The 24,946-nt window shown below is 54.4% G+C and carries 22 protein-coding genes, 4 pseudogenes and 1 other annotated feature; of the genes and pseudogenes, 14 read left to right on the forward strand and 12 right to left on the reverse strand.

The window, feature by feature from the left end:
• Positions 1-175: 175 nt before the first annotated feature.
• Positions 176-428, reverse strand: a pseudogene (locus COO59_RS08145) (VapE domain-containing protein); the annotation flags it as partial.
• Between the two features lie 124 nt (positions 429-552).
• Here COO59_RS08145 and COO59_RS21220 point away from each other — a divergent pair.
• Positions 553-663: pseudogene (locus COO59_RS21220) on the forward strand (VRR-NUC domain-containing protein); the annotation flags it as partial.
• On the opposite strand, the pseudogene COO59_RS08155 reads toward COO59_RS21220, so the two are convergent.
• Positions 644-1,085 (reverse strand): annotated as a pseudogene (locus tag COO59_RS08155) (Arm DNA-binding domain-containing protein); the annotation flags it as partial. The pseudogenes COO59_RS21220 and COO59_RS08155 sit on opposite strands and share 20 nt — an antisense overlap.
• A gap of 159 nt (positions 1,086-1,244) precedes the next feature.
• Between COO59_RS08155 and sbcB the strand changes: the two are divergent.
• Positions 1,245-2,672 carry an exodeoxyribonuclease I gene (sbcB, locus tag COO59_RS08160; RefSeq protein ID WP_103059310.1) on the forward strand — a complete coding sequence of 476 codons (1,428 nt, stop codon included), beginning with the start codon at positions 1,245-1,247 and terminating at the stop codon, positions 2,670-2,672.
• A gap of 47 nt (positions 2,673-2,719) precedes the next feature.
• Here the strand turns inward: sbcB and COO59_RS08165 are convergent, their stop codons facing one another.
• From COO59_RS08165 to COO59_RS08185, 4 genes are all read right to left on the reverse strand, one after another.
• Positions 2,720-3,265 carry a YfaZ family outer membrane protein gene (locus tag COO59_RS08165; RefSeq protein ID WP_103059311.1) on the reverse strand — a complete coding sequence of 182 codons (546 nt, stop codon included), beginning with the start codon at positions 3,263-3,265 and terminating at the stop codon, positions 2,720-2,722.
• A gap of 237 nt (positions 3,266-3,502) precedes the next feature.
• Complete coding sequence (locus COO59_RS08170; RefSeq protein WP_103059312.1) at positions 3,503-4,864, reverse strand: APC family permease; 1,362 nt, start codon at positions 4,862-4,864, stop codon at positions 3,503-3,505.
• 310 nt (positions 4,865-5,174) lie between these two features.
• Positions 5,175-6,470 carry a 4-aminobutyrate--2-oxoglutarate transaminase gene (gabT, locus tag COO59_RS08180; protein ID WP_103059314.1) on the reverse strand — a complete coding sequence of 432 codons (1,296 nt, stop codon included), beginning with the start codon at positions 6,468-6,470 and terminating at the stop codon, positions 5,175-5,177.
• A 10-nt stretch (positions 6,471-6,480) separates the two neighbouring features.
• Entirely contained in the window at positions 6,481-7,896 is a 1,416-nt protein-coding gene (locus COO59_RS08185) for a glutamine synthetase family protein (protein WP_103059315.1), read from the reverse strand.
• Positions 7,897-8,182: 286 nt separating this feature from the next.
• Here COO59_RS08185 and puuD point away from each other — a divergent pair, with 286 nt between their 5' ends.
• The 3 genes from puuD to COO59_RS08200 are packed head-to-tail and all read left to right on the forward strand — an operon-like array spanning position 8,183 to position 10,778.
• On the forward strand, positions 8,183-8,929 hold the full coding sequence (gene puuD, locus COO59_RS08190; RefSeq protein ID WP_409371631.1) for a gamma-glutamyl-gamma-aminobutyrate hydrolase: 747 nt from the start codon (positions 8,183-8,185) through the stop codon (positions 8,927-8,929).
• The gene (puuR, locus tag COO59_RS08195; protein ID WP_103059317.1) at positions 8,926-9,483 is read left to right on the forward strand and encodes an HTH-type transcriptional regulator PuuR; all 558 of its coding nucleotides are present in this window, start codon (positions 8,926-8,928) and stop codon (positions 9,481-9,483) included. Before puuD ends, puuR begins: the two co-directional genes overlap by 4 nt.
• Positions 9,484-9,500: 17 nt before the next feature.
• On the forward strand, positions 9,501-10,778 hold the full coding sequence (locus tag COO59_RS08200; RefSeq protein WP_103059318.1) for an NAD(P)/FAD-dependent oxidoreductase: 1,278 nt from the start codon (positions 9,501-9,503) through the stop codon (positions 10,776-10,778).
• An 11-nt stretch (positions 10,779-10,789) separates the two neighbouring features.
• On the opposite strand, the gene COO59_RS08205 is transcribed toward COO59_RS08200, so the two are convergent.
• Positions 10,790-11,614: an SDR family oxidoreductase gene (locus COO59_RS08205; RefSeq protein WP_103059319.1), complete on the reverse strand. Its 825-nt coding sequence runs from the start codon at positions 11,612-11,614 to the stop codon at positions 10,790-10,792.
• Positions 11,615-11,786: 172 nt separating this feature from the next.
• Here COO59_RS08205 and hisL point away from each other — a divergent pair, with 172 nt between their 5' ends.
• From hisL to hisIE, 9 genes and pseudogenes are all read left to right on the forward strand, one after another.
• Positions 11,787-11,834 (forward strand): his operon leader peptide, encoded by a 48-nt coding sequence (gene hisL, locus COO59_RS08210; protein WP_100396937.1) that lies wholly within the window; start codon positions 11,787-11,789, stop codon positions 11,832-11,834.
• Positions 11,810-11,930: a sequence feature (His leader region), on the forward strand. Its footprint overlaps the gene before it by 25 nt.
• A gap of 44 nt (positions 11,931-11,974) precedes the next feature.
• Positions 11,975-12,874, forward strand: coding sequence for an ATP phosphoribosyltransferase (gene hisG, locus COO59_RS08215; RefSeq protein ID WP_103059320.1), 900 nt, complete (start codon positions 11,975-11,977; stop codon positions 12,872-12,874).
• Positions 12,875-12,878: 4 nt separating this feature from the next.
• On the forward strand, positions 12,879-14,186 hold the full coding sequence (hisD, locus tag COO59_RS08220) for a histidinol dehydrogenase (protein WP_103059321.1): 1,308 nt from the start codon (positions 12,879-12,881) through the stop codon (positions 14,184-14,186).
• Positions 14,183-15,274 (forward strand): histidinol-phosphate transaminase, encoded by a 1,092-nt coding sequence (gene hisC / locus COO59_RS08225; RefSeq protein ID WP_103059322.1) that lies wholly within the window; start codon positions 14,183-14,185, stop codon positions 15,272-15,274. The genes hisD and hisC overlap by 4 nt, the downstream gene beginning before the upstream one ends.
• Positions 15,271-16,337 (forward strand): annotated as a pseudogene (gene hisB / locus COO59_RS08230) (bifunctional histidinol-phosphatase/imidazoleglycerol-phosphate dehydratase HisB). Before hisC ends, hisB begins: the two are co-directional and overlap by 4 nt.
• A complete protein-coding gene (gene hisH / locus COO59_RS08235; RefSeq protein ID WP_103059323.1) occupies positions 16,337-16,927 on the forward strand; it encodes an imidazole glycerol phosphate synthase subunit HisH in 591 nt (196 codons plus the stop codon). The pseudogene hisB and the gene hisH overlap by 1 nt, the downstream one beginning before the upstream one ends.
• A gap of 2 nt (positions 16,928-16,929) precedes the next feature.
• Entirely contained in the window at positions 16,930-17,667 is a 738-nt protein-coding gene (gene hisA / locus COO59_RS08240; RefSeq protein WP_103059324.1) for a 1-(5-phosphoribosyl)-5-[(5-phosphoribosylamino)methylideneamino]imidazole-4-carboxamide isomerase, read from the forward strand.
• Positions 17,649-18,425, forward strand: coding sequence for an imidazole glycerol phosphate synthase subunit HisF (hisF, locus tag COO59_RS08245; RefSeq protein WP_103059325.1), 777 nt, complete (start codon positions 17,649-17,651; stop codon positions 18,423-18,425). The genes hisA and hisF overlap by 19 nt, the downstream gene beginning before the upstream one ends.
• Positions 18,419-19,033 carry a bifunctional phosphoribosyl-AMP cyclohydrolase/phosphoribosyl-ATP diphosphatase HisIE gene (gene hisIE / locus COO59_RS08250; protein WP_103059326.1) on the forward strand — a complete coding sequence of 205 codons (615 nt, stop codon included), beginning with the start codon at positions 18,419-18,421 and terminating at the stop codon, positions 19,031-19,033. The genes hisF and hisIE overlap by 7 nt, the downstream gene beginning before the upstream one ends.
• Positions 19,034-19,065: 32 nt before the next feature.
• Here hisIE and wzzB read toward each other — a convergent pair whose 3' ends face one another.
• The 5 genes from wzzB to COO59_RS08275 form a co-directional block, all read right to left on the reverse strand.
• Positions 19,066-20,085, reverse strand: a complete 1,020-nt coding sequence (wzzB, locus tag COO59_RS08255) for an LPS O-antigen chain length determinant protein WzzB (protein WP_103059327.1) — start codon at positions 20,083-20,085, stop codon at positions 19,066-19,068.
• A gap of 138 nt (positions 20,086-20,223) precedes the next feature.
• Complete coding sequence (gene gndA, locus COO59_RS08260) at positions 20,224-21,630, reverse strand: NADP-dependent phosphogluconate dehydrogenase (protein WP_103059328.1); 1,407 nt, start codon at positions 21,628-21,630, stop codon at positions 20,224-20,226.
• Between the two features lie 102 nt (positions 21,631-21,732).
• On the reverse strand, positions 21,733-22,644 hold the full coding sequence (locus COO59_RS08265) for a glycosyltransferase (RefSeq protein WP_103059329.1): 912 nt from the start codon (positions 22,642-22,644) through the stop codon (positions 21,733-21,735).
• Positions 22,637-23,746, reverse strand: coding sequence for a UDP-galactopyranose mutase (gene glf / locus COO59_RS08270; protein WP_103059330.1), 1,110 nt, complete (start codon positions 23,744-23,746; stop codon positions 22,637-22,639). Before glf ends, COO59_RS08265 begins: the two co-directional genes overlap by 8 nt.
• Before the next feature lie 3 nt (positions 23,747-23,749).
• Positions 23,750-24,946, reverse strand: coding sequence for a capsular polysaccharide export protein, LipB/KpsS family (locus tag COO59_RS08275; protein ID WP_103059331.1), 1,197 nt, complete (start codon positions 24,944-24,946; stop codon positions 23,750-23,752).

Here is a 24,946-nt window from a genome sequence, read left to right on the forward strand (position 1 = left end):
CGGTCGGCCAGCACAGTCGCCAGCTGCACCGGCGATACGGCAAATTGTAACTCTGTATCCATATAACGCTCCCTGTTAAGATAAAGCCTGTTTTAAAACAACGTGTTGTATATAAAACAACCAACACGTTAACACTTACCATGCCCCCGGTAAACAAAACGCCGGGATGTGACATGTTTCGCGGAATGTCATCAGTTATCAGATCGGGCGTATCAAGCCAGGCCTCGACAGTTTCCAGCCATGCATCCTTAATCGTGTACGGCTACGCCGAGTCGCTCCGCATCGCGGAACTGAATTCCGCCCTGTTTAAACCGCTCCCGCGCCTCCGTCCACAGCTGCAGCAGGTCGCGCTGGACAGCGCCGATAGCGACCGGGCGCAGCACGTCAACAGGCAGCCACCGCCGGTTAACCAGCACTGGAGCGAAAAACGTAGCGACTTCTGCCTGATGCATAAGCTGCGCCTGTCACAAACGGGGAAAAACTGATGCGATACAGTACGTTGTGTTTCGCGCTATGCCTCCTGTTTTGGCTCGGCGTTTGGGGGATTTTTTCATGACATACACACGCGAAAGTCTCATCGAAAAGCACCTCGTCGCTGAAGTGAAAAAGGCGGGCGGAGTTGCTTACAAATTCATATCGCCGGGACGCGCAGCCGCACCGGAATATCCTCAATAGGAACCCCGGCAAAAGCACCGCGCATGTGCTTTAATACGGTCGAGGTGTATAGCGCTTGCGTTTTTGGGCGCAGCGCCACGCGCACATAATTTTCTTCCCAATAGTTCAGGCAGTCTTTAACGGTCGGCTTGGCTTTGATCGCGCTGGCGTTCACCATCGCACGCGGATTTATCCCCCGATCCAGGTACTCTTTGAGGTCTGCGGCTTTATTCCGGGCGTCGCGTAATGTCATGGCAGGATAACGCCCCAGCCCCAACCGGTGCTGCTTACCCTCCCAACGGTAACGGAAGAAAACTAATAACGCCCTTTGGCGTAATGCGCAGGTCAAGACCGTCTGAATCCGTTATTTCTGCCGGGCCTGAATATGGTTTACCATAAAGAGAACGTAGCTTCGTATCGCTGATAGCCATAATAGTTTTTGATACTCAAATAAAAGCTAATTATGTACTCATTGCCAAGTGTACCAATGAAAACAAAGCCGAACGCAGGCGAACAAATGAAAACAAAAAATCGTAAAAATACATGAAAATACAAGTCATTAAGCAAACAAACAAAGGCAATCAAAAACAGTGACGGACAAACAAAAGCAGCCTACCTTCCTCTTTCATGATTACGAAACCTTCGGTAAAAGCCCGGCGCTGGATCGGCCGGCGCAGTTTGCCGGGATCCGCACCGATATGGATTTCAATATTATCGGCGAACCGGAAGTGTTTTATTGCCAGCCCGCCGACGATTATCTGCCGCAGCCGGAAGCGGTGATGATTACCGGCATTACGCCACAGCTGGCACGGGCGCGCGGCGTTAAGGAAGCGGAATTCGCACGGCGCATTCATGAAATTTTTACCGTCGAAAACACCTGCGTGGTGGGCTATAACAACGTGCGCTTCGATGATGAAGTGACGCGCAATATTTTCTATCGCAACTTCTACGATCCCTACGCCTGGAGCTGGCAAAACGGCAATTCGCGCTGGGATCTGTTGGATGTGATGCGCGCCTGCTATGCGCTGCGCCCGGAAGGCATTATCTGGCCGGAAAACGAGGATGGCTTGCCGAGCTTTAAGCTGGAACAGCTAACGCAGGCCAACGGCGTGGAACATAGCCAGGCGCATGATGCGATGTCGGACGTGTATGCCACCATTGCTATGGCGAAGCTGGTAAAAACCAAACAGCCGAAGCTGTTTGATTACCTCTTCAGCCACCGCACCAAACAGAAAATCAATACGCTGATTGATATTCCGCAAATGAAGCCGCTGATGCATATTTCCGGCATGTTTGGCGCGCTGCGCGGTAACACCAGCTGGATTGCGCCGCTGGCCTGGCATCCGGAAAATCGTAATGCGCTGATCGTTTGCGACCTGGCCGGCGATATTACGCCGCTGCTGGAGCTGGACGCCGATGCGTTGCGCCAGCGCCTTTATACGCCGCGCCAGCAGCTGGGCGATGATGCCGCCGTGCCGATTAAACTGGTGCATATCAATAAATGCCCGGTACTGGCACCTGCTAACACGCTGCGCCCGGAGGATGCCGGACGGCTTGGCATCGATCGCCAGCGCTGCCTGAATAATCTGGCGCAGCTGCGCCAGCATACCGAGATCCGCGAAAAGGTGGTTGCGCTGTATGCCGAAGCGGAGCCCTTTACCCCCTCGCAGGATGTCGATGCCCGGCTGTATAACGGCTTTTTCAGCGATGCCGACAAAGCGGCGATGAACATTATTCAGCAAACCGCGCCCGTTAATTTGCCCGCGCTCGACCTGACCTTCAACGATGACCGCATCGCCCAGCTGCTGTTTCGCTATCGTGCGCGTAATTTTCCCGGCACGCTCGACGACAGCGAGCAGCAGCGCTGGCTACAGCATCGCCGTGAGGTTTTAAACAGCGAGCGCATTGAATCCTTCCTGCTGGAGCTGGAGTCGCTGGCTAGCCTGCACGACGGAGATAACGAAAAATTAGCGCAGCTAAAGGCGCTGTACGACTACGCACGCGAGCTGGTTTCATAAAAAAAGCCGTCCTGATGGACGGCTTTTTTCTGTGTTTCGCTAAGGCATCAGAAGCGCAGCGAGGCGCCGATATAAGGGCCGTCAGCCAGCACGTTATCTTTACGATCGCCTTTATTGTTCAGCTCGGCATATTTATAGCCAACGCGCACGTTCAGCAGCGAAATCGGCGTAAAGCTAATGCCGCCGGACGCTTCCTGATAGCTGTCAAGATGATCGGTAAAGGCTTCCGGTGAATAGTAATATTCACCGTACAGGCCGATCATCTTAGTCACCGGAATGCTGACGCCAGCGCCTACGGCGGCGGCAAAACCATCTTTACCGTCTTCCGGATCGATCCACATCGCTTTAATGCCGGGCGACAGGAAAACAGAACCGACTTCTACGTTATAGCCCAGACGCAGACCGGAAACGTCGCCGTCATGGTCGCTGCGCATCCAGTTGCCGGACAGGCTCAGGCCAGGGGAAGTGGTGCCCAGCCCAACGTTCAGGTTGGTGTAATGTTCACCCACATCAACGCTGCCTTCGATAGCCTGCGCCGCTCCCGTTGCCAGCATCAGCGCAAGACCGCTGCTTACCACTACTTTTTTAAACATTGCCAACTCCATTGATTCAGGCAGAAATTGCTGGCGCAGGGTAACCAGGCGCGCGGCCGGTTACAAGGGCTTTTGTCTGAGTCAGCGGGGTCGGAAAGCCCGACGGTTAAGCATTGCGCTCGCGTCGGCGAAAGGCGTCATGCTGATAGTCATGCCAGTAAAAAAGGCCAGACTTTCGTCTGGCCTTAGCACCCTGCTCTTAAAGGGAGCACAGGCGTTTTATCGTCAATGGCTGAATCAGAGAGATTCTTCGCTGTACTGCGGCACCGGATTACGGAAGCTGCGGGTTACAGCGGCGAGATAAATAATCCCGACCGCGGCCCAAATCAGCCCCAGCACCATTGAGCTCTCTTCCAGGTTAACCCAGAGCGCCCCTACCGTCAGCGCGCCGCACAGCGGCAGCAGCAGATAGCGGATATTGTCCATCAGCGTCTGGCGACGCTTTTCGCGGATCCAGAACTGCGCGATGACCGACAGGTTAACGAAGGTAAAGGCCACCAGCGCGCCGAAGTTAATCAGCGCCGTCGCCGTCACCAGGTCAAAGCGGATCGCCAGCAGCGCAATGGCGCCAACCAGCAGCACGTTCAGCGCCGGGGTGCGCCATTTCGGATGTACGTAGCCGAAGAAGCGCTCCGGGAACACGCCGTCGCGTCCCATTACATACATCAGTCGGCTTACGCCCGCATGCGCCGCCATGCCGGAAGCCAGCACCGTAATGCAGGAGAAAATCAGAATACCGAACTGGAAGGTTTTACCCGCCACGTACAGCATGATTTCCGGCTGCGAGGCGTCAGGATCCTTAAAGCGCGAAATATCCGGGAAATAGAGCTGCAGGAAGTAAGAGACCACGATAAAGATGATGCCGCCTACCAGCGCCGTCAGGAAAATGGCTTTAGGAATAACGCGCTCTGCATCTTTGGTCTCTTCGGAAAGCGAACTGATGCCGTCGAAGCCCAGGAACGAGAAGCAAAGGATGGTTGCACCGGTGATCATCGGCACCACGTGCGCATTCTCCGACCAGAACGGACGGCTGCTAACCAGCGTGCCCGCCCCTTCGCCGTGTGCGACGCCGTAAATCACCATGCCCGTTAGCACGATCATTACCGCGACCTGCAGCACCACGATCAGGCTGTTGAAGTTTGCCACAGTTTTAATGCCGCGCAGGTTAGTCAGCGTCATAAAGCCAACCAGCAGCACCACGAAGATCCAGGATGGCAGATCCGGCACCAGCGCTTCGAAATAAATTTTAGCCAGCAGGATGTTGATCATCGGCATAAACAGATAATCAAGCAGCGATGACCAGCCAACCATAAAGCCGACGTGCGGGCTGATGGTTTTCTGTGCGTAGGTATAAGCGGAGCCTGCTGATGGGAAGCGGTGTACCAGCTTACCGTAGCTCAGCGCCGTAAACAGGATCGCAACCAACGCAAAGGCGTAGGCGGTGGCGACGTGACCGTCGGTCAGCCCGGAAACGATACCGAAAGTATCAAACAGCGTCATCGGCTGCATGTAGGCCAGACCAATCATCACCACCGGTAATAAGGTCAGCGTTTTTTTCAGCTGCGCGCGCGGCTGTGCGGTATGGGTATTATGCGTCATGGTTTAGTCCCCCCATAGCGGCGGCCTGATTGGGGCGAACCACAGGGAAACTTCGCGCTATGCGAGAAAGATTCTTCAGAGGCGTGAGGGAAGAAGCGTCGGTAAGGCTGCCGATCGCGCCATAATCATCACGAAGTCGAACACCAGCGAAAGCCAGTGAGAAGTTAACGAGTTGCCCCATCTTGTTTTCCTTTAAACCACACGGTAAACGTGTTACGTGTATCTATCCGGCACGTTGGCCGGCCTCTTGTATGGATTAGCCTGATTAAATGCAAAAAAATAACCGACGCGTAAAGCGCCGGTTATTTCTCTATTTTGCAGGGCGCATATTCTGCACTACCTGGAGGGAGGATGACAAGATGTTGAGACCTTCAGATACAATTTCTTTTTCCGCCGTTAACGGGATCAGAAAGCGGATAACGTTGGCCCGCACGCCACAGGCAAGCAGCACCAGCCCCTGACGCCCCGCTTCCTGCACCAGCGCCTGGGTAAGCGCCTTCGCCGGACGTTGCGCATCGCCCTCTTCCACCAGCTCTATGGCGATCATCGCCCCAAGATGACGGATATCGCCGATGCAGTCGTACTGCGCCGCCAGCTGCTGCAAGAAGGCCACCACCTGTTCGCCCTGCTGCTGCGCGCGCCGGTTAAGCTGCTCGCGTTCGATAATCTCCACCACCGCCAGCGCCGCGGCAACGCCCATCGGCGAGCCGGCGTAGGTGCCGCCCAGCCCGCCCGCCTGCGCTTTTTGCATCAGCGACGCGCGACCGACCACCGCCGACAGCGGGAAGCCGCCGGCCAGGCTTTTCGCCATAGTAATCAAATCAGGCTCGACGCCGCTGTGCTCGATGGCGAAGGTTTTGCCGGTGCGGCAGAATCCGCTCTGGATCTCATCGGCGATCAGCACAATGCCGTGCTCGTCGCAGAGCTGGCGCAGCTGGCGCATAAAGTTGGGCGAAGCGGCGTAAAATCCGCCCTCGCCCTGTACCGGTTCAATAATAATGGCCGCCACATCATCCGGGGAAACGTCAGCAGCAAAAATGCCCTGCAGCGCGCCCAGCGCCTGGCTTTCGCTGATGCCCAGATAGCTGGCGGGATAGGGAGCATGAAAGATGCCGCCCGGAAAAGGCCCATACCCTTTTTTATAAGGCTGCACTTTACCGGTCAGCGCCATCCCCAATAGCGTACGTCCATGAAAGCCGCCGCGAAAGGCGATCACGCCGGAGCGACCGGTGGCGATACGCGCCACCTTTATCGCGTTTTCTACCGCTTCGGCGCCGGTCGACATCAGCAGCGTTTGCGTCGGCCCGGCAATGGGCACCAGCGCATTCAGCTTTTCCGCCAGCTCAACATAACTGCCGTAGGGCGTGACCTGAAAGCAGGGATGGATAAAGCATTCCAGCTGCGCCTGTACCGCACGCATCACATCCGGGTGATTATGGCCGGTATTTAATACCGCAATACCCGCAGCGAAATCGATATAGCGTCGCCCTTCGACATCCCACAGCTCGGCGTTGCGCGCTTTGGCGATATACACCTGTAGCGAGTTGCCGACGCCAGGCGTGACCGCCGCCTCGCGCCGCGCCTGCCACTGTTGATTGGTTTGCATCATGATCACCTCAGGCGTTTTTTAACATCCAGTCAATTTCTGTCGCGGTAATCAGCCGTTCAAACTGCATCAGCTCGTGATGTTTGCAGCAGTGCCAGACAAAGCTAAAGCGTTCGCCCAGCAGTTCCTGCAGCGCACGGCTGCGGGCAAACCGATCCAGCGCTTCGCTCTGCCGTACCGGCAGCGGCGAACCCTCCGCTTGATGTCCGTTGCCGGTCACCGGCGCCGGTAGCGCCAGCGCATTATCCAGCCCGTGTAAAATCCCGGCGAAAATAGCGGACATCACCAGCCAGGGATTGGCATCGGCCCCGGCAACGCGATATTCAACGCGGCGGTTTTCAATATCGCCGCAGGGAATGCGCAGCGCGACGGTGCGGTTGTTATGTCCCCATGAAGCCTGCAGCGGCACCCAGGATTCCGGGCAAAAGCGGCGATAGGCATTAACGTTCGGCGCAAGCAGCGCCATCGAGGCGGGCATCAGATCGATCATCCCGGCCAGCGCCCGCTTCAGCAGCGGCGAGTCGCTGTCGTCATCGCAGGCAAAGGCGTTATGGTCGGCGGCGTCCAGCATACTGACATGCACATGCATTCCGCTGCCGGCGTACTCTTCATACGGTTTCGCCATAAAGGTGGCGGTCATACCGTGGTTTTCCGCTACCTGGCGGATCAGCCGCTTAAGCTGGAGCGCATGATCGCAGGCGCTCAGCACGTTACGCGTATGCCGCAGGTTGATTTCGAACTGTCCGGGCGAAGCTTCCGCCAGCGCGCCGTCGGTAGGTATGCCCTGCAGCTGCGCCAGCCGATCGATATCGCCCAGCACTTGGGAGAAATGGTCAAGATTATCGACGGAATAGACCTGGCTTTGCATACTGCGTTCATCGCTGCCGGGCGTACAGGGCGGCTGAATATAGCCTTCATGGTCGCGTTGTTTATCGACCAGATAGAACTCCAGCTCTACCGCTACCACCGGAAACAGTCCCCGGTTGCGCAAGCGCTGCCAGAGATTGTTAAGCACATTACGGGGTTCAACGTCAAAGGGAGTGCCATCTTGATTACGCATGGTCAGCAGCAGCTGCGCGATGCGGTCGGGATCGGAAGCGGAAGGAACCAGCGTACCCTCAACGGGCGTACAGATATTATCCGGCTCGCCCAGCGCCTGGCCTAATCCTGCCTGCTCGACGGTATTGCCCAGAATATCCATCGCGAATACCGAGGCCGGAAAGTAACAGCCCTTTTCCAGTTTCGCCAGGCTGCCTATCGGAATACGTTTACCGCGAAAAATACCGTTTAGATCGTTAAGAAGAATATCGACATATTGCGTTTCAGGATGGCGTTCCAGATAGGTTTTTATCTCATTCTGGAACGCGCTGGTTCGCATCTCTTCACTATGTCTTGTGAAGTCTTCTACTTCTACCAGGTTTGTCATGATCCCACCCGCCATTTACCGTTTTAGAAGGGTTATGCCTGCTGCTCAAAATAACGGCCATATTTAGAACATAGTCATAAGTCAAAAAGTGTGCAAATGTTACAGGGTGGTTTGAATATTGAACAAAGCCTGACTAGATTGAAAACAGAGGTGCGTGGCCGCAAAGCGCCTGCATTCTTCGCCTCCAGCTAATCAGCAGTCTGCTGCGGGGCGTGCAAATCAGGGCGTTCGGGGCAGTTTTGTCAGAAATAATTGCCAGCCGGAGAAACAAGATGTGGAAAGAATAATGGACAAGCCGCTGATCGGCGTGGTGATGTGCCATACGGTAAAAGAGGGGCATCCCGCCTGGGTGCTTTATCAAAAATATCTCGATGCGATTATGGATGCCGGCGGCGTTGCCATCGCTCTGCCCCACCGGCCTGGGCTGGGCGAGGCCATTGCCCAGCGTACGCTGGGGCTGCTTGACGGCCTGCTGTTATCCGGCAGCCCCAGCAATATTGAGCCCTGGCGCTATGGCGCGTCAGGAGAAGAGGAAAAGGCCGATCCGGGGCGCGATGAGCTGACGCTGGCGCTGATCCCGCAGGCGCTGAAGTTGCGGCTTCCGCTACTGGCGATCTGCCGTGGCATGCAGGAGCTGGTCGTGGCCGCTGGCGGCACGCTAAACCGTCAGCTGCCCAGTGAAAAGGTGCGGCATTGTGCCGACACCGATGCGCCTCTGGCAGAGCAATATGCGCCAGCGCATCCTATCCAGCTGACGGCCGACGGCCAGCTGGCGCGTCTGCTGGGCGGCGTCGCGTCGCTACAGGTTAATTCGCTGCATAAGCAGGGCATTCAGGATGTCGGCCCCCGGCTGCAGGCTGAGGCAACCGCGGAAGATGGCGTGATTGAAGCCGTCAGCGTTCCCGACCATCCGTTTGCCATTGGCGTTCAGTGGCACCCGGAATGGCGCTACCAGGATTCCGACGCCTCATCGCGGCTGTTTGCGGCATTTATCCACGCCTGTCATCAATATCGCAAGGAAAAACGGCTATGAACGAAGCCACTCTCGCCCCCGGACGACGTCTGTCTCAAATCCGGCAAGAGTTAGGTTTGTCGCAGCGGCGCGTTGCTGAGCTCGCCGGTCTGACGCACAGCGCCATCAGCACCATTGAACAGGATAAGGTCAGCCCGGCCGTCAGTACGCTGCAAAAGCTGCTAACGGTTTACGGGCTGTCGCTGTCGGAATTTTTCTCGGAGACGGTAAAAAATACGCCGCCGAAAATCGTTATCGAGCCGCATGAACTGATTGATATTGGCAGCCAGGGCGTCTCACTGAAGCTTATCCATAACGGCAGCGCCAGTCATAATCTGGCGATGCTGCTGGAAACCTATCAGCCGGGATCGACCACCGGCGAAAAAATTCGCCATCCGGGCGAGGAGACCGGCACGCTGCTGGAGGGCGAAATCACCCTGACCATCAGCGGGCAGCGCTATCAGCTGTATGCCGGTCAAAGTTACGTTATCGATACCGGCCAGCCGCACAGCTTCAGTAATACCTCAAATCGGGTCTGTCGTATTGTCAGCGCCCACACGCCCGCTAATTTTTAGCGCCTAAGGAGACCGCAGTGAATTATGTGGATAGCTATTACGCCGCAACGGTTAATCCGCATCAGCCCTGGCCGCAGCTGAATGGCTCGGTACAGTGCGATGTGTGCATTATCGGCGCCGGATTTACCGGTCTCTCTTCAGCGCTGTTTTTAACCGAAGCGGGCTATGAGGTGGTGGTGCTGGAGGCGGCGCGCGTCGGCTACGGCGCCAGCGGACGCAACGGTGGCCAGGTGGTGAACTCCTACAGCCGCGATATTAACGTGATTGAGCAGCGCTACGGCGCAGACGCGGCGCGAATGCTGGGCAGTATGATGTTTGAGGGCGCCGATATTATTCGCGATCGTATCGATCGCTACGCCATTGACTGCGACTATCGTCCCGGCGGCATTTTCGCCGCGCTGAACGCGCGCCAGATGGAGCACCTGCGCACGCAGCAGCGTCTGTGGGAGCGCTACGGCAACCATCAGCTGGAGCTGCTGGATGAGCGCGGCATCCGGCGCGCCATCGCTACCGAGCGCTATGTCGGCGGGCTGCTGGATCGGCGCGGCGGTCATCTGCATCCGTTAAATCTGGCGCTGGGCGAAGCGGAAGCGATACGCCGTCACGGCGGGCGGATTTATGAACAGTCGGCGGTCGAAAAAGTGATTTACGGCGCACCCAATCTGGTTAAAACCGCGCGTGGCGACGTAAGCGCTAAATTTGTTATTTTTGCCGGTAACGCCTATCTTGCGCCGGAGCTGGAGCCGCGTCTGAGCCGTAAAAGCATGCCCTGCGGCTCACAGATCGTCACCACCGAACCTCTCAGCGCGGATCGGGCGCTGTCGCTGCTGCCGGATAATTACTGCGTCGAGGATTGTAACTACCTGCTGGACTATTTCCGCTTAACCGCGGATAACCGGCTGCTGTACGGCGGCGGCGTGGTCTACGGCGCACGTGAACCGCAAAATATCGCCGCGCTGATCCGGCCCAAGCTGCTGAAAACGTTTCCGCAGCTGCAAAATGTTAAGCTGAGCCACTGCTGGAGCGGCAACTTTTTGCTGACGCTGTCGCGCATGCCGCAGCTGGGGCGGCTGGATAAGCAGGTTTATTACATTCAGGGCGACAGCGGACACGGCGTCACCTTTACCCATCTGGCGGGCAAGCTGGTGGCAGAAACGCTACGCGGCGACGCCGAACGCTTCGATGCGTTCGCCCGCCTGCCGCATCTGCCCTTCCCCGGCGGGCGGCGTTTTAAAGTGCCGCTGACCGCCGTCGGCGCCGCCTGGTATGCGCTGCGCGATCGGCTTGGCGTGTAACCGTCGGTGGGTTAACCCAACGGCATGGTCGCCGGATCGGGATAACGGTACTCAAAACCCAGCTCATCGCAGATTTTATTGCCATCGATAATTTTGCCGTTTTTATTGCCGTCGGCGGCAAAGGTCGGCGGCGTTAATCCCAGCTGCTGGGCCGCCGCCGGATAAAACTGCTGACGAGCCGGATGCGCCGGCGCGCTAAGGTTATAGATATGGCCGCCTTTCGGCGTTTGCAGCAGCAGAGTAATCGCCGCCACCACATCGTCCAGATGCACCAGATTCACCCCCTGTTCGCCGTCCGGCAGGTCGGTTTTACCGGCAAGGAAGCGTCCCGGATGACGCTGCGGCCCCACCAGCCCGGAAAGACGCAGAATATCGACCGAGGTGCCCGGCAGATCGTGCAGCCAGTTCTCCAGCTCCACCAGCGTTTGTCCGGCGGCGGTCACCGGTTGCAGCGGGCTATGCTCTTTCAGCACGCCCGCGCCGTTGCCGTAAACCGACGTTGAACTGGTGAAGATAATGCGCGGCACGTTAAACGCCAGCGCGCTATCGACCAGGTTTTGCACCGCACGCAGGTAATTTTCGCCGCCTTCTGCCGTCCGGCTGGCCGGTAAGGTTAACACCAGCGCATCCACCGACAGCAGCGCCGCCAGCGCATCCGCATCACATTCCAGCTCCGGGGTCAGCAGTAGCTGACAGCTGGCGATCCCGCACATGCGCGCCGCCTCGACGCCGTCCGGCGTGGTTTTACTGCCGGTTACCTGCCAGCCGCGCGCCGTTAACGCCGTTGCCAGCGGCATCCCCAGCCATCCCAGACCTACAATCGCGACTTTTTTCATTTCTGCTCCTGATGCTTCAGCTTGATTCAATAAGGCTACGTCACGCCTCGCAGCGTGACAATCTTCCGGCGCGCAAAAAGAGATTTTCCTGGCCGGTGAAAAAACGGTTGCCAATGCGCGTTATCTCCGCTAGGTTAACCGACAGGCAAATGAATATACATGCAGAGAAATTATGACACGCGTTCAGTTCAACCATCATCACCACCATCATCCTGACTAGTCTTTCAGGCGATGTGTGCTGGAAGACGTTTAGGATCTTCCAGTGGTGCAGAGCGCAAATGGCCCCCGGAAGATCGTCTTCCGGGGGCTTTTTTTTGGCTGACTGCAACAGACCGGATAAATGACATGAGGACTGGAGAGATGTTAGATAACACCCGTTTACGCATAGCTATGCAAAAATCTGGCCGTTTAAGCGATGAATCACGCGAGCTTCTGGCGCGCTGCGGCATTAAAATTAACCTGCAACAACAGCGCCTGATCGCCTTCGCTGAAAATATGCCTATCGATATTTTGCGCGTGCGTGATGATGATATTCCCGGTCTGGTGATGGACGGCGTGGTAGATCTCGGCATTATTGGCGAAAACGTGCTGGAAGAAGAACTGCTGACCCGCCGCGCGCAGGGTGAAGATCCGCGCTACTTTACCCTGCGTCGCCTCGATTTCGGCGGCTGCCGTCTGTCGCTGGCGATGCCGGTTGATGATGAATATACCGGCGTTCAGTGCCTGCAAAACTCGCGCATCGCCACCTCCTACCCTCACCTGCTGAAACAGTATCTTGATAAACAGGGCGTCGCCTTTAAATCCTGTCTGCTGAATGGCTCCGTTGAAGTCGCGCCGCGCGCCGGTCTGGCCGATGCGATCTGCGATCTGGTTTCTACCGGCGCCACGCTGGAAGCCAACGGCCTGCGTGAAGTGGAAGTGATTTATCGCTCGAAAGCGGTGCTTATCCAGCGTGACGGCGAGCTGTCGGCGGCGAAGCAGGAGCTGGTGGACAAGCTGATGACGCGTATTCAGGGCGTCATTAAAGCGCGTGAGTCGAAATACATTATGCTGCACGCGCCGAGCGAGCGGCTGGAAGAAGTGATTGCGCTGCTGCCGGGCGCTGAGCGTCCGACGGTGCTGCCGCTGGCGGGCGATCAAAGCCGTCTGGCGATGCACATGGTCAGCAGCGAAACGCTGTTCTGGGAAACCATGGAAAAATTAAAGGCGCTGGGTGCCAGTTCCATTCTGGTGTTGCCAATTGAGAAGATGATGGAGTAATGCCATGAGCCGCTTTGACACGCTTACAGACTGGCAGCAGTGCGACGAGGCGCAGCAGCAGGCGCTGCTGATGCGTCCGGCGATTTCCGCTTCCGATAATATTACGCAAACGGTGCGATCTATCCTTGCACGCGTCAGCGAAGCGGGCGACGCCGCGCTGCGTGAGTATAGCGCGGCCTTCGATAAAACCCAGGTTGATGAGCTGCGCGTCAGCGCGGCCCGGATTGCCGAAGCGGCTGCACGGCTCGATGATAGCGTGAAGCAGGCGATGGCGGTCGCGGTGGCGAACATCGAAACCTTTCACCGCGCCCAGCAGCTGCCTGCGGTAGATATTGAAACCCAGCCCGGCGTGCGCTGTCAGCAGGTGACCCGTCCGATCCGTTCGGTGGGCCTCTATATTCCCGGCGGTTCAGCGCCGCTGTTCTCTACCGTGCTGATGCTGGCGACGCCGGCGCGCATCGCTGGCTGCGCGCGCGTGGTGCTTTGTTCGCCGCCGCCGATTGCCGATGAAATTCTCTACGCCGCGCAGCTGTGCGGCGTGCAGGAAGTGTTTCAGGTCGGCGGCGCGCAGGCTATCGCCGCTCTCGCCTTCGGCACCGAATCGGTGCCGAAAGTTGATAAGATTTTTGGCCCTGGCAACGTCTGGGTTACCGAAGCCAAGCGCCAGGTGAGCCAGCGTCTTGATGGCGCGGCGATCGATATGCCAGCCGGTCCGTCCGAGGTGCTGGTTATCGCCGATGACGACGCCACGCCCGCTTTTGTCGCCTCTGATTTGCTGTCGCAGGCGGAACACGGCCCCGATTCACAGGTGATCCTGCTGACGCCGTCGCGCCGCCTGGCCCAGGCCGTCGCACAGGCGGTTGACGCCCAGCTGGAACAGCTGCCGCGCGCCGCCACCGCACGTCAGGCATTAGCCAGCAGCCGGCTGATCGTCGCGCGCGATCTGCAACAGTGCGTGGAGATTTCCAACCGCTACGGACCGGAACATCTGATTATTCAGACGCGCCAGCCGCGCGAGCTGGTGGAGCAGATCACCAGCGCCGGTTCGGTGTTTCTCGGCGACTGGTCGCCGGAGTCCGCAGGCGATTACGCTTCCGGTACTAACCACGTTCTGCCGACCTACGGCTACACCGCCACCTGCTCCAGCCTCGGCCTGGCCGATTTTCAAAAGCGCATGACGGTGCAGGAACTCACGCCGCAGGGTTTCCTGAATCTGGCCCCGACCATTGAGACGCTGGCCGCCGCCGAGCAGCTTATCGCCCATAAAAATGCCGTTACGCTGCGGGTTGCCGCGCTGAAGGAGCAAGCATGAGCCTGAATATCGTTGAATTAGCGCGTGCTAACGTGCGGGCGCTGACGCCTTATCAGTCGGCACGTCGTCTCGGCGGCAACGGCGACGTCTGGCTGAACGCCAACGAATATCCGCTGCCGGTCCCGTTTGAAATGACGCAAAACAGCCTGAATCGCTATCCGGAATGCCAGCCGCAGCAGGTGATTGAACGCTACGCCGCCTATGCCGGACTGGCCCCGGATCAGGTGCTGGTGAGCCGTGGCGCAGATGAAGGTATTGAGCTGCTGATCCGCGCCTTCTGCGAGCCAGGCCAGGACGCCATCCTGTTCTGTCCGCCCACCTATGGCATGTACAGCGTCAGTGCCGAAACCATCGGCGTGGAATATCGCACCGTGCCTGCGCTGGCTGACTGGCAGCTGAATCTGCCCGCCATCGCCGCCGCGCTGGACGGCGTGAAGCTGGTATATATGTGCAGCCCGAATAATCCGACCGGCAATCTGATTGACCCGGAAGCTATTCGTCAGCTGCTGGAGATGACGCGCGGCAAAGCCCTGGTGGTCGCCGACGAGGCCTATATCGAATTTTGTCCGCAGGCGACGCTGGCAGGCTGGATTGCTGAATATCCGCATCTGGTCGTGCTGCGCACCCTGTCAAAAGCTTTTGCGCTGGCGGGCCTGCGCTGCGGCTTTACGCTGGCGAACGCGGCGGTAATCGAGCTGCTGCTAAAGGTGATTGCGCCCTACCCGCTATCCACGCCGGTGGCTGATATTGCCGCGCAGGCGCTGAGCGACGAAGGCGTTACGCTGATGCGCCAGCATGTGGCTGAGCTAAACGCTAACCGCGCCTGGCTGGCAACCGCGCTGGCGTCGCTTTCCTGCGTGGAGCAGGTATTTCCCAGCGAAACCAACTATATTCTGGTGCGCTTTACCGATTCCGCGACGGTATTTAAATCGCTGTGGGATCGGGGCATCATCCTGCGAGACCAGAACAAAAACCCGGGCCTTGCCGGATGCCTGCGCATTTCCATCGGCACCCGAAACGAGTGCGAGCGCCTGATCGCCGCACTGAAAGCCTTACCCGGCGCTGCCGGCATTGTGGAGCAAGCATGAGTCAGAAAATCCTTTTTATCGATCGCGACGGCACCCTTATCAGCGAACCGCCGCAGGATTTCCAGGTGGATCGCATGGAGAAGCTGGCGTTCGAGCCGGATGTGATCCCGGCGCTGCTGGCGCTGCAGAAGGCTGGCTACCAGCTGGTGATGATCACCAACCAGGACGGTCTTGGCACCGCCAGTTTCCCCCAGGCCGATTTTGACGGCCCGCATAATCTGATGATGCAGATTTTAACCTCGCAGGGCGTGCGCTTTGCCGAGGTGCTGATCTGTCCGCACCTGCCGGCAGATAACTGCGACTGCCGTAAGCCAAAAACCAAATGGTGGAAGCCTGGCTGGCGGAAGGCATGCTGGACAAGGCTCACAGCTATGTGATCGGCGATCGCGCAACCGATATTGAGCTGGCGCAGAACCTGGGCATTCAGGGCTTACGCTACAGCCAGGACGGCCTGGACTGGAACGCCATCAGCCAGAAGCTGACGCAGCGCGATCGCTACGCGAAGGTAAACCGCAATACCAAAGAGACGCAGATTGACATCGAAGTCTGGCTGGATCGCGAAGGCGGCAGCAAGATCAACACCGGCGTCGGCTTCTTCGATCATATGCTGGACCAGATCGCCACGCATGGCGGCCTGCGCATGAACGTTGAGGTGAAAGGCGATCTTTATATCGACGATCACCACACGGTAGAAGATACCGGCCTGGCGCTGGGAGAAGCGCTGCTGAAGGCGCTGGGCGACAAGCGCGGCATTGGGCGCTTTGGTTTTGTGCTGCCGATGGATGAGTGCCTGGCGCGCTGCGCGCTGGATATTTCCGGCCGTCCGCACCTGGAGTTCAGGGCGGAGTTTAACTATCAGCGCGTCGGCGATCTGAGTACGGAGATGGTGGAGCATTTCTTCCGCTCGCTCTCCTATTCTATGGCCAGCACGCTGCACCTGAAAACCAAAGGCAAAAACGATCATCACCGCGTAGAGAGCCTGTTTAAAGCCTTTGGCCGTACGCTGCGCCAGGCGATTCGTGTGGAAGGCAACACCCTGCCGAGCTCGAAAGGAGTGCTGTAATGAACGTGGTGATCCTGGATACCGGCTGCGCCAACCTCTCGTCGGTAAAAGCAGCCATTCAACGCCTGGGCTATCAGCCGCAGGTCAGCCGCGAGGCGGATGTTGTTCTGCAGGCGGACAAGCTTTTTCTGCCGGGCGTCGGCACTGCCCAGGCGGCGATGGATCAGCTGCGGCAACGTGAGCTGGTGGAGCTGATTAAAGCCTGTACGCAGCCCACCTTAGGGATTTGCCTGGGAATGCAGCTGCTCGGCAGCGGCAGCGACGAAAACGGCGGCGTGGAAACCTTAGGGATTATTGACCAGCCGGTGGAGCTGATGAAAGACCGCGGCCTGCCGCTGCCGCATATGGGCTGGAACCGCGTCACGCCGCAGGCGGGCCACCACCTGTTTCGCGGCATCGAAGAAGAGAGCTGGTTCTATTTCGTCCACAGCTATGCGATGCCGGTTAACCCCTATACCATCGCCCAGTGCGACTATGGCCAGCCGTTTACCGCTGCGGTACAGAAAGATAATTTCTACGGCGTCCAGTTCCATCCTGAGCGTTCCGGCAAAGCGGGCGCGCAGCTGTTGAAAAACTTCCTGGAGATGTAAGGATGATTATCCCGGCATTAGATTTGATTGATGGCAACGTGGTGCGTCTGCATCAGGGAGATTACGGTCAGCAGCGCGATTACGGCAGCGATCCGCTGCCGCGTCTGCAGGACTATCAGCGTCAGGGCGCGCAGCTGCTGCACCTGGTCGATTTGACCGGGGCGAAAGATCCGGCGGCGCGTCAGCTGGCTCTGTTAAAAAAGCTGCTGGCGGGCGTTGAGGTTCCGGTGCAGGTTGGCGGCGGCATTCGCAGCCGTGACGACGTCGCCGCGCTGCTGGAAGCGGGCGCATCGCGTGTGGTGGTTGGCTCGACGGCGGTGAAACAGCCGGAAGAGGTGCAGCGCTGGTTTAACGAGTTTGGCCCTGAGGCGATGGTGCTGGCGCTGGACGTGCGTATCGATACCAATAACCGGAAAGAGGTGGCGATCAGCGGCTGGCAGGAAGCGGCAGGCGTCACGCTGGAACAGGTTATCGGGCAGTTTCTGCCTTACGGCCTGCAGCATGTGCTCTGCACGGATATTTCACGCGACGGCACGCTGAGCGGCTCAAACGTCTCGCTCTATCAGGAAGTTGCCGCGCGTTTTCCGCAGGTGGCTTTTCAGTCTTCCGGCGGCATCGGCTCGCTGGCTGACATTGCCGCCCTGCGCAACAGCGGCGCACAGGGCGTAATTGTTGGACGCGCCCTGCTGGAAGATAAATTTACGGTTTCGGAGGCCATTTCATGCTGGCAAAACGGATAATTCCCTGTCTTGATGTGCGTGATGGGCAGGTGGTTAAAGGGGTACAGTTTCGCAATCACGAAATCATCGGTGATATTGTGCCGCTGGCGCAGCGCTACGCTGAAGAAGGCGCGGACGAACTGGTATTTTATGATATTACCGCTTCCAGCGACGGTCGCGTGGTGGATAAAAGCTGGGTGGCGCGCGTCGCAGAGGTGATCGATATTCCGTTTTGCGTGGCTGGCGGCATTAAAAGCGCCGAAGACGCGGCCCGCATTCTCACCTTCGGCGCGGACAAGATCTCCATTAACTCGCCGGCGCTGGCCGATCCTGAACTGATTACGCGCCTGGCGGATCGCTTTGGCGTGCAGTGTATGGTGGTGGGCATCGATACCTGGTATGACGAGCAGAGCGGGAAATATCAGGTTAATCAGTATACCGGCGATGAAAAACGCACCCGGGTTACGCAGTGGGAGACGCTGGACTGGGTACAGGAAGTGCAGAAGCGCGGCGCAGGCGAGATCGTGCTGAATATGATGAATCAGGACGGCGTGCGTAACGGCTATGATTTGATTCAGCTGCAGAAAGTTCGCGAAGTATGCAAAGTACCGCTTATCGCCTCCGGCGGCGCAGGCACTATGCCGCATTTCCTGGAAGCCTTCCGTGACGCTAACGTCGACGGCGCGCTGGCCGCCTCGGTATTTCATAAGCAAATTATTAATATCGGAGACCTGAAACGGTTCCTGATTGAACAAGGTGTGGAGATTCGCCCGTGTTAACACAACAGCAGCTTTCCCGTCTGGACTGGGAAAAAACCGGCGGCATGATGCCGGTTATTGTCCAACATCAGGTATCCGGCGAAGTATTAATGCACGGCTATATGAATCCTGAAGCGCTGGAAAAAACACTGCGCGAACAGAAAGTGACTTTCTGGTCGCGTACCAAACAGCGCCTGTGGACCAAAGGCGAGACCTCCGGTCATTTCCTGAACGTGGTTAGCGTAACGCCCGACTGCGATAACGATACGCTACTGGTGCTGGCGCAGCCGGTTGGCCCAACCTGTCATCTTGGCACCTCCAGCTGTTTTTCTCCCGCAGCAGCAGACTGGACGTTTCTTTATCAGCTGGAACAGCTGCTGGCGGAGCGCAAGCAGGCCGATCCCGACAGCTCTTATACCGCCAGGCTTTACGCCAGCGGCACCAAGCGCATTGCGCAGAAAGTGGGCGAAGAAGGCGTCGAGACCGCGCTGGCCGCCACGGTTAACGATCGCCATGAGCTGACGAACGAAGCCTCTGACCTGCTCTATCACCTGCTGGTACTGTTACAGGATCAGGATCTCGACCTGAGCGCGATTATCAATAATCTGCGCGCGCGCCATAAGGCGTAATACAAAAAACCCGGCTCAGGCCGGTTTTTTTATCAGACAGACGGTTTGCGCTGTCGGTAAGTCGAGGCCATATTGCGCCCCAGTACCACCGCAGAGCCAACCACCCCGCCCAGCAGCACCGCCAGCACCAGCGTCAGGCCGCGCTTCGGACTGTCGCGACGGACAGGCAAATCAGGTTCCATGATATAGCGGAAGGACTGCAGGTTATCGACCTGGATTTTCAGGTCTTTAATCAACCGCAACGCGCGCTGGGTAGCGTAATAGCTATCATCCAGCGGCAACGGTCTGGTCGCTTCGTTAGCAATCGATGAGGAAAGCGCCTTCGTGCCCAGCAGATAGAGCGTATCATCCGATAAAAATTCCGCCTGAGTCAGCTGCGAAGTGGTAATGCCAGAGCCTTCAGCCACCTTCAGCGCCTGTTTTAACGCTTCGATACGCTGCTGTTTTTTATCTTCCGCCACCTTCAGCTGTGAGGTCAGCGAGTCGTTTAGCTCACGTGTTTTCACCGCCATATTACGCTTAATATCCGTGCCGTAATCAGCCACCACTTCGTTATTCACCAGCTTAATAAAATGCGTAACCTGCGCCTGCGCCTCTTGCGCCGTTTGCGCGGTGAACTTAACGCTTAGCGGGTCAGGCTGGCCTGCGGTAACGGGGGAGATTTTTAAATCCAGCGGCTCATCCAGATTCTGCAGAGCGCCGGAAAGCGCGTAGGCGGACGCGCTAAAGCGGTTAAAGAGCTGATGCTGCAGCTCCGCCACGCCGGGCTTATCCTGAGGAAACTGAGAATAAAGAACGTTAAGCGCGGCGTTGTAGTTTGCGACCTGGCCCGCGCTGGGCTGGGTAACGATCGCTTCCGACGTCCATTTTTCTTTGGCAAAGAAGATATAAACTGCAGCCAGTAACAGAAACAGGATCACGGTGGCAATAATGCTCTTTTTACCGCCCCACAGCTGAGCCATAACATCCAGCAGGTCAAGCTCATCATCATTGTTATAAAAGGTCTGACGAAGTAAAGACTGATCCGTAGTTGTTTTATTTTCTTGGTTCATGTTTCTGGTATGTCCAACTGATTAATTAAAAATCGAAATGATAAACGCCAGGAAGAAAACAATAGCAAAAGGATGGGTAAAGAGTTATCTGAAAACAAAAAAAAACCTCCCCGTGGGAGGTTTTTTAAGCAAAACGGATCAGTCCAGCCACTCAGTGTGGAAGACGCCGTCTTTGTCGGTACGCTTATAGGTATGCGCGCCGAAGTAGTCACGCTGCGCCTGGATCAGGTTCGCCGGCAGCACCGCAGAACGGTAGCTGTCATAGTAGGCGATTGCCGCGGAGAAGGTCGGAGTTGGGATACCGTTCTGCACCGCATAGGCCACCACGTCGCGCAGCGCCTGCTGATACTCATCGGCGATATTTTTGAAGTAAGGCGCCAGCAGCAGGTTAGCAATATCCGGCGTATCTTTGTAGGCATCGGTGATTTTCTGCAGGAACTGCGCGCGAATGATGCAGCCAGCACGGAAGATTTTAGCGATTTCGCCGTAGTTCAGATCCCAGCTGTACTCACTGGAAGCCGCTTTCAGCTGTGAGAAGCCCTGCGCATAAGAGACGATTTTACCCAGATAGAGCGCGCGACGCACTTTCTCGATAAATTCCGCTTTATCGCCGCTGAACGTCTGAGCAGCCGGGCCGCTTAACACTTTGGCAGCAGCAACGCGCTGGGTTTTCAGAGAAGAGAGGTAGCGGGCAAAAACGGATTCGGTGATCAGCGACAGCGGCTCGCCAAGATCCAGAGAGCTCTGGCTGGTCCACTTACCGGTGCCTTTGTTCGCTGCTTCATCCAGAATCACATCAACCAGGTAGTTACCCTCTTCATCTTTTTTAGTGAAGATGTCTTTGGTGATGTCGATCAGGTAGCTGCTCAGCTCGCCTTCGTTCCACTCGCTGAAGGTCTTCGCCAGATCTTCGTTGCTCAGGCCCAGGGCGTTTTTCAGCAGTGAGTAAGCTTCAGCAATCAGCTGCATATCGCCATACTCAATGCCGTTATGCACCATCTTCACATAGTGACCGGCGCCGTCCGGACCGATATAGGTGACGCAAGCCTCGCCTTCGGCACGCGCGGCGATTTTGTCCAGAATCGGCGCAACCAGCTCGTAAGCTTCTTTCTGACCGCCAGGCATAATGGAAGGCCCTTTCAGCGCGCCCTCTTCGCCACCGGAAACGCCGGTACCGATAAAGTTGAAGCCTTGCTCAGAAAGCTCTTTGTTACGGCGAATGGTGTCTTTATAGAAGGTGTTACCACCGTCGATCAGAATATCGCCTTTATCCAGATGCGGCGTCAGTGAGGCGATAGTTTTATCAGTCGCTTCGCCCGCCTGCACCATCAGCAGGATACGGCGCGGTTTTTCCAGCGAATCAACAAACTCTTCGATGCTGTAATAAGGCGCGAGTTTTTTGCCCGGATTTTCGGCGATAACTTCATCAGTTTTTTCCCGAGAACGGTTGAAGATAGATACAGTGTAGCCGCGGCTCTCAATGTTAAGTGCCAGGTTACGGCCCATCACTGCCATACCTACAACGCCGATCTGTTGCTTGGACATTATTTACTCCTGTCAGGTGTGGTCACCGCGCTTAGCGCGGATTAAATATGTCTTTAAGTTAACTTATGATTGATACAATAGTTAAACAGATTATGCCTTAAACTACTTTTTAGCCCCAGGCTTAAATTGTTCAGTATTATTTAAACTACCTGAATCCCAGAAGGCACGCCAGATTATCCTGAATTGCGAAAATTGCCTTTTTATTGCACAGGTGGCGGCATAACCTAAGGCAAGCGCTATTGGTTTATTTCTAACCAAAATATTAAGGCCATATTTTTTATGAAGGTAAAAAATATTTCGTAACATAAAGTAGCCTTTCCATGACAATAGATCGTTTTCTTGATTATTGATTAACAAACGATAGGCTTTAGCCTTTAAGTTACACTGGATTTTTATGCCTGCTCTCTTCGCTTTAATTGCATATTCAATATCATCGCAAAATATGAAAAAGCGCGGATCGGGAAAGCCAATTTTCTCTACTACCGATCTTGCTATCAACGGCCCTTCAAAGGGAATAGCCTCGATATCTATAAGGTTATCGACAGGTTTATTCTCTCTTAAATAGTCCTTGATTGCGATACCCTTTGGATTTAGCTTAAAAGGGCTGGACATATCATAAGTAAGGGGAGAAAGCTCCGCTACTGATTCATCAAGGTTATACCTTACTGGTTGCGCGATGCCTGTTACATTATCCCGCAATAATAACGCAAGGCAGTCATGAGCAGGCATTAAATCATCATCCATCAGCCAAAGGTAGTCATACTTATATTTTTCCGCCTCTTGGAACCCGAAGTGAAAACCACCCGCCCCGCCTAAATTACCGCCGGTATTTTTATATTCAATAATGTCATTAAGCTGCCCATCAATATATTCACAGGTGCCGTCGCTGCTATTATTATCTATTATAAGTACTTTTTCCAACGGATAACTTTGGTTAGCGACAGCATCAATAACTTTTTTGAGCAACTCTTTCCGGTTATAAGTAACAATTACTGCGATAACCTTTTTATTCATCACCAGCGCCTACCTGACTTTTGAAAGTATGCAGAGCAGATTTAATCACCTGATGCATATCGTAGTATTTGTACTCGGCTAATCGTCCGCCAAATATTATGTTCTCTTTAAGCTTTGACAATTCATAATACTGTTTATAAATTTTCATGTTTTTATCGTCATTGACAGGATAATAGTACTCATCGCCCTTAGCGTATTCTTTAGGATACTCGCGTGTGATAACAGTTTTAGCTTGAGTACCAAATTCAAAAAATTTATGTTCAATTATACGAGTAAAGTCATATTTTTTGTCAATGTAGTTAACAACAGCGTTGCCCTGATAATTATCAGAATCGATTACTTCCGTTTCAAATCTCAACGATCGATAATCGAGCGCACCAAATTTATAATCAAAAAAGCGATCAATAGGGCCCGTATAGATTATTTTTTCCGCTAACGCATCCCACGCTTCTCTTTCATCAAAATAATCGACACTGGTTTCAATTTCTATACCTTCAAGTAATGCGTTGATTAGCTTATTATAACCACCTACTGGAATGCCCTGATAGGTATCATTAAAATAGTTATTATCATAACTAAATCTTACCGGCAGACGGCGAATAATGAATGCAGGTAAGTCTTTACATTTTCTGCCCCACTGCTTTTCCGTATACTCTTTAATCAAAGTTTCATATATATCCCTGCCGATCAAGGATATCGCCTGTTCTTCAAGATTAGTCGGTTCTTTGCCTGAAAGCTCAGCGCTCTGTTGGGATATTTTCGCTTTAGCCTCTTGTGGCGTAATCGTTCCCCAGAGCTGGTTAAAGGTGTTCATATTAAAGGGAAGATTATATATCTTGCCCTTAGATAAGGCCATTGGAGAGTTTGTATAACGATTAAATTCGACGAAAGAATTCACATATTCCCAAATAGCTTTATCGCTGGTGTGGAAAATGTGAGCGCCATATTTATGGACATTTATCCCTTCAATTTGCTCGCAGTAAACGTTACCACCGACATGTTCTCTTTTCTCAATGACTTTAACTTTTTTTCCAAGCTTGTGTGCTTCATGAGCGAAAATAGAACCATACAAGCCAGAACCCACAATCAGATAATCGTACATGTATTAAAGCTCTGTTAATTTTTTTAATTTATTAATATGAGAAGGAGTTATTTCATTCTCTCCGAAGTAATCTAAATCCATTAGATAAATATGAATATATTGCCTTATCCGCGATGAATTGAAATTACTGTAAATGGCTCGACCAAGCACGACTAAATCCTTACCTAAAATAAGGCTCTCAAGGCCTACAGTAGAATTTATAGTATAAACTTTCCGTGCATTTCTAATCAGCTTTACCGTATTGTTATTGACAAGAGTGATCTTCCCTTCATGTGCAAGCTGCTTAAAAAAGTTCATTATCGCAATGTTAGACTCGGCAGGATGAATTTTCACATAGATATTTTTACCCTTTTCCACCTCGATAATTTTTTTTATCGCAGCGGCATTATCAATTTCACTATTTATCCTTAGCTGTGTATCTGAAGTGACTTGCGTAGGGAAAAAGACATAATTGCAATCGAGGTCGGCAATTACACTCTCGGCCAGAATTTTTTTCGATTTATATTTATCCAAAAACATATTAACCTTTTTATTTAAAGTTAACGAATCTTCCCGAATGAAAAAAGAAAATAATCTGGATAAAAAGTCATCAATAGCGATTACAGAATAAATTTTGAGGTTAATTTTAGATTGCGGTATTGGGTTATTCTTATAATCAATATATCGAGCAACCCATGAATAATGTTTTTCATCAGATACCGCTGGCAAAGTATCCAGGATTTCAGGCCGGGTATAGAGAATTGATTGCGCGTTAACTCCATGGGGATCAAAGATCATTTTGCCCGGTAAATTACTGATTTCTGCATAAAGTGTTTTGGCATTAAAATTCTTAAAAAAATCTGCCGTAGCGATTGCAGATGCATGGTTGCCATTAAACAATACTACCGTATCGTTGCTACTCACTTTTGATTTTAGTTTATTTATTAATGAAGCATATACTTGCTGATAATTGGCTATGGCACTGGCAACTGATTGCCTGCCATTCAGAACCGAAATGGTCATTTCCAGCCTGCTGACATCTACGCCAATATTGACATGGTCGCCAGAAATTTTCTTGAGGAAGTAAACCTTTCTTTTGGATTTCATTTTTAAATAAATGAAACAAGAAAGCTTATTTGTCAGAAAGATAACGTTATCCAGGCGGGCAAATGCAAGGAAAAATTTCGCTTTCAGAATATCATCTACCAAAATATAAAACAT

The organism is Mixta theicola (genome assembly GCF_002895925.1).
In the GTDB taxonomy this organism is placed as follows: Bacteria; Pseudomonadota; Gammaproteobacteria; order Enterobacterales; family Enterobacteriaceae; genus Mixta; species Mixta theicola.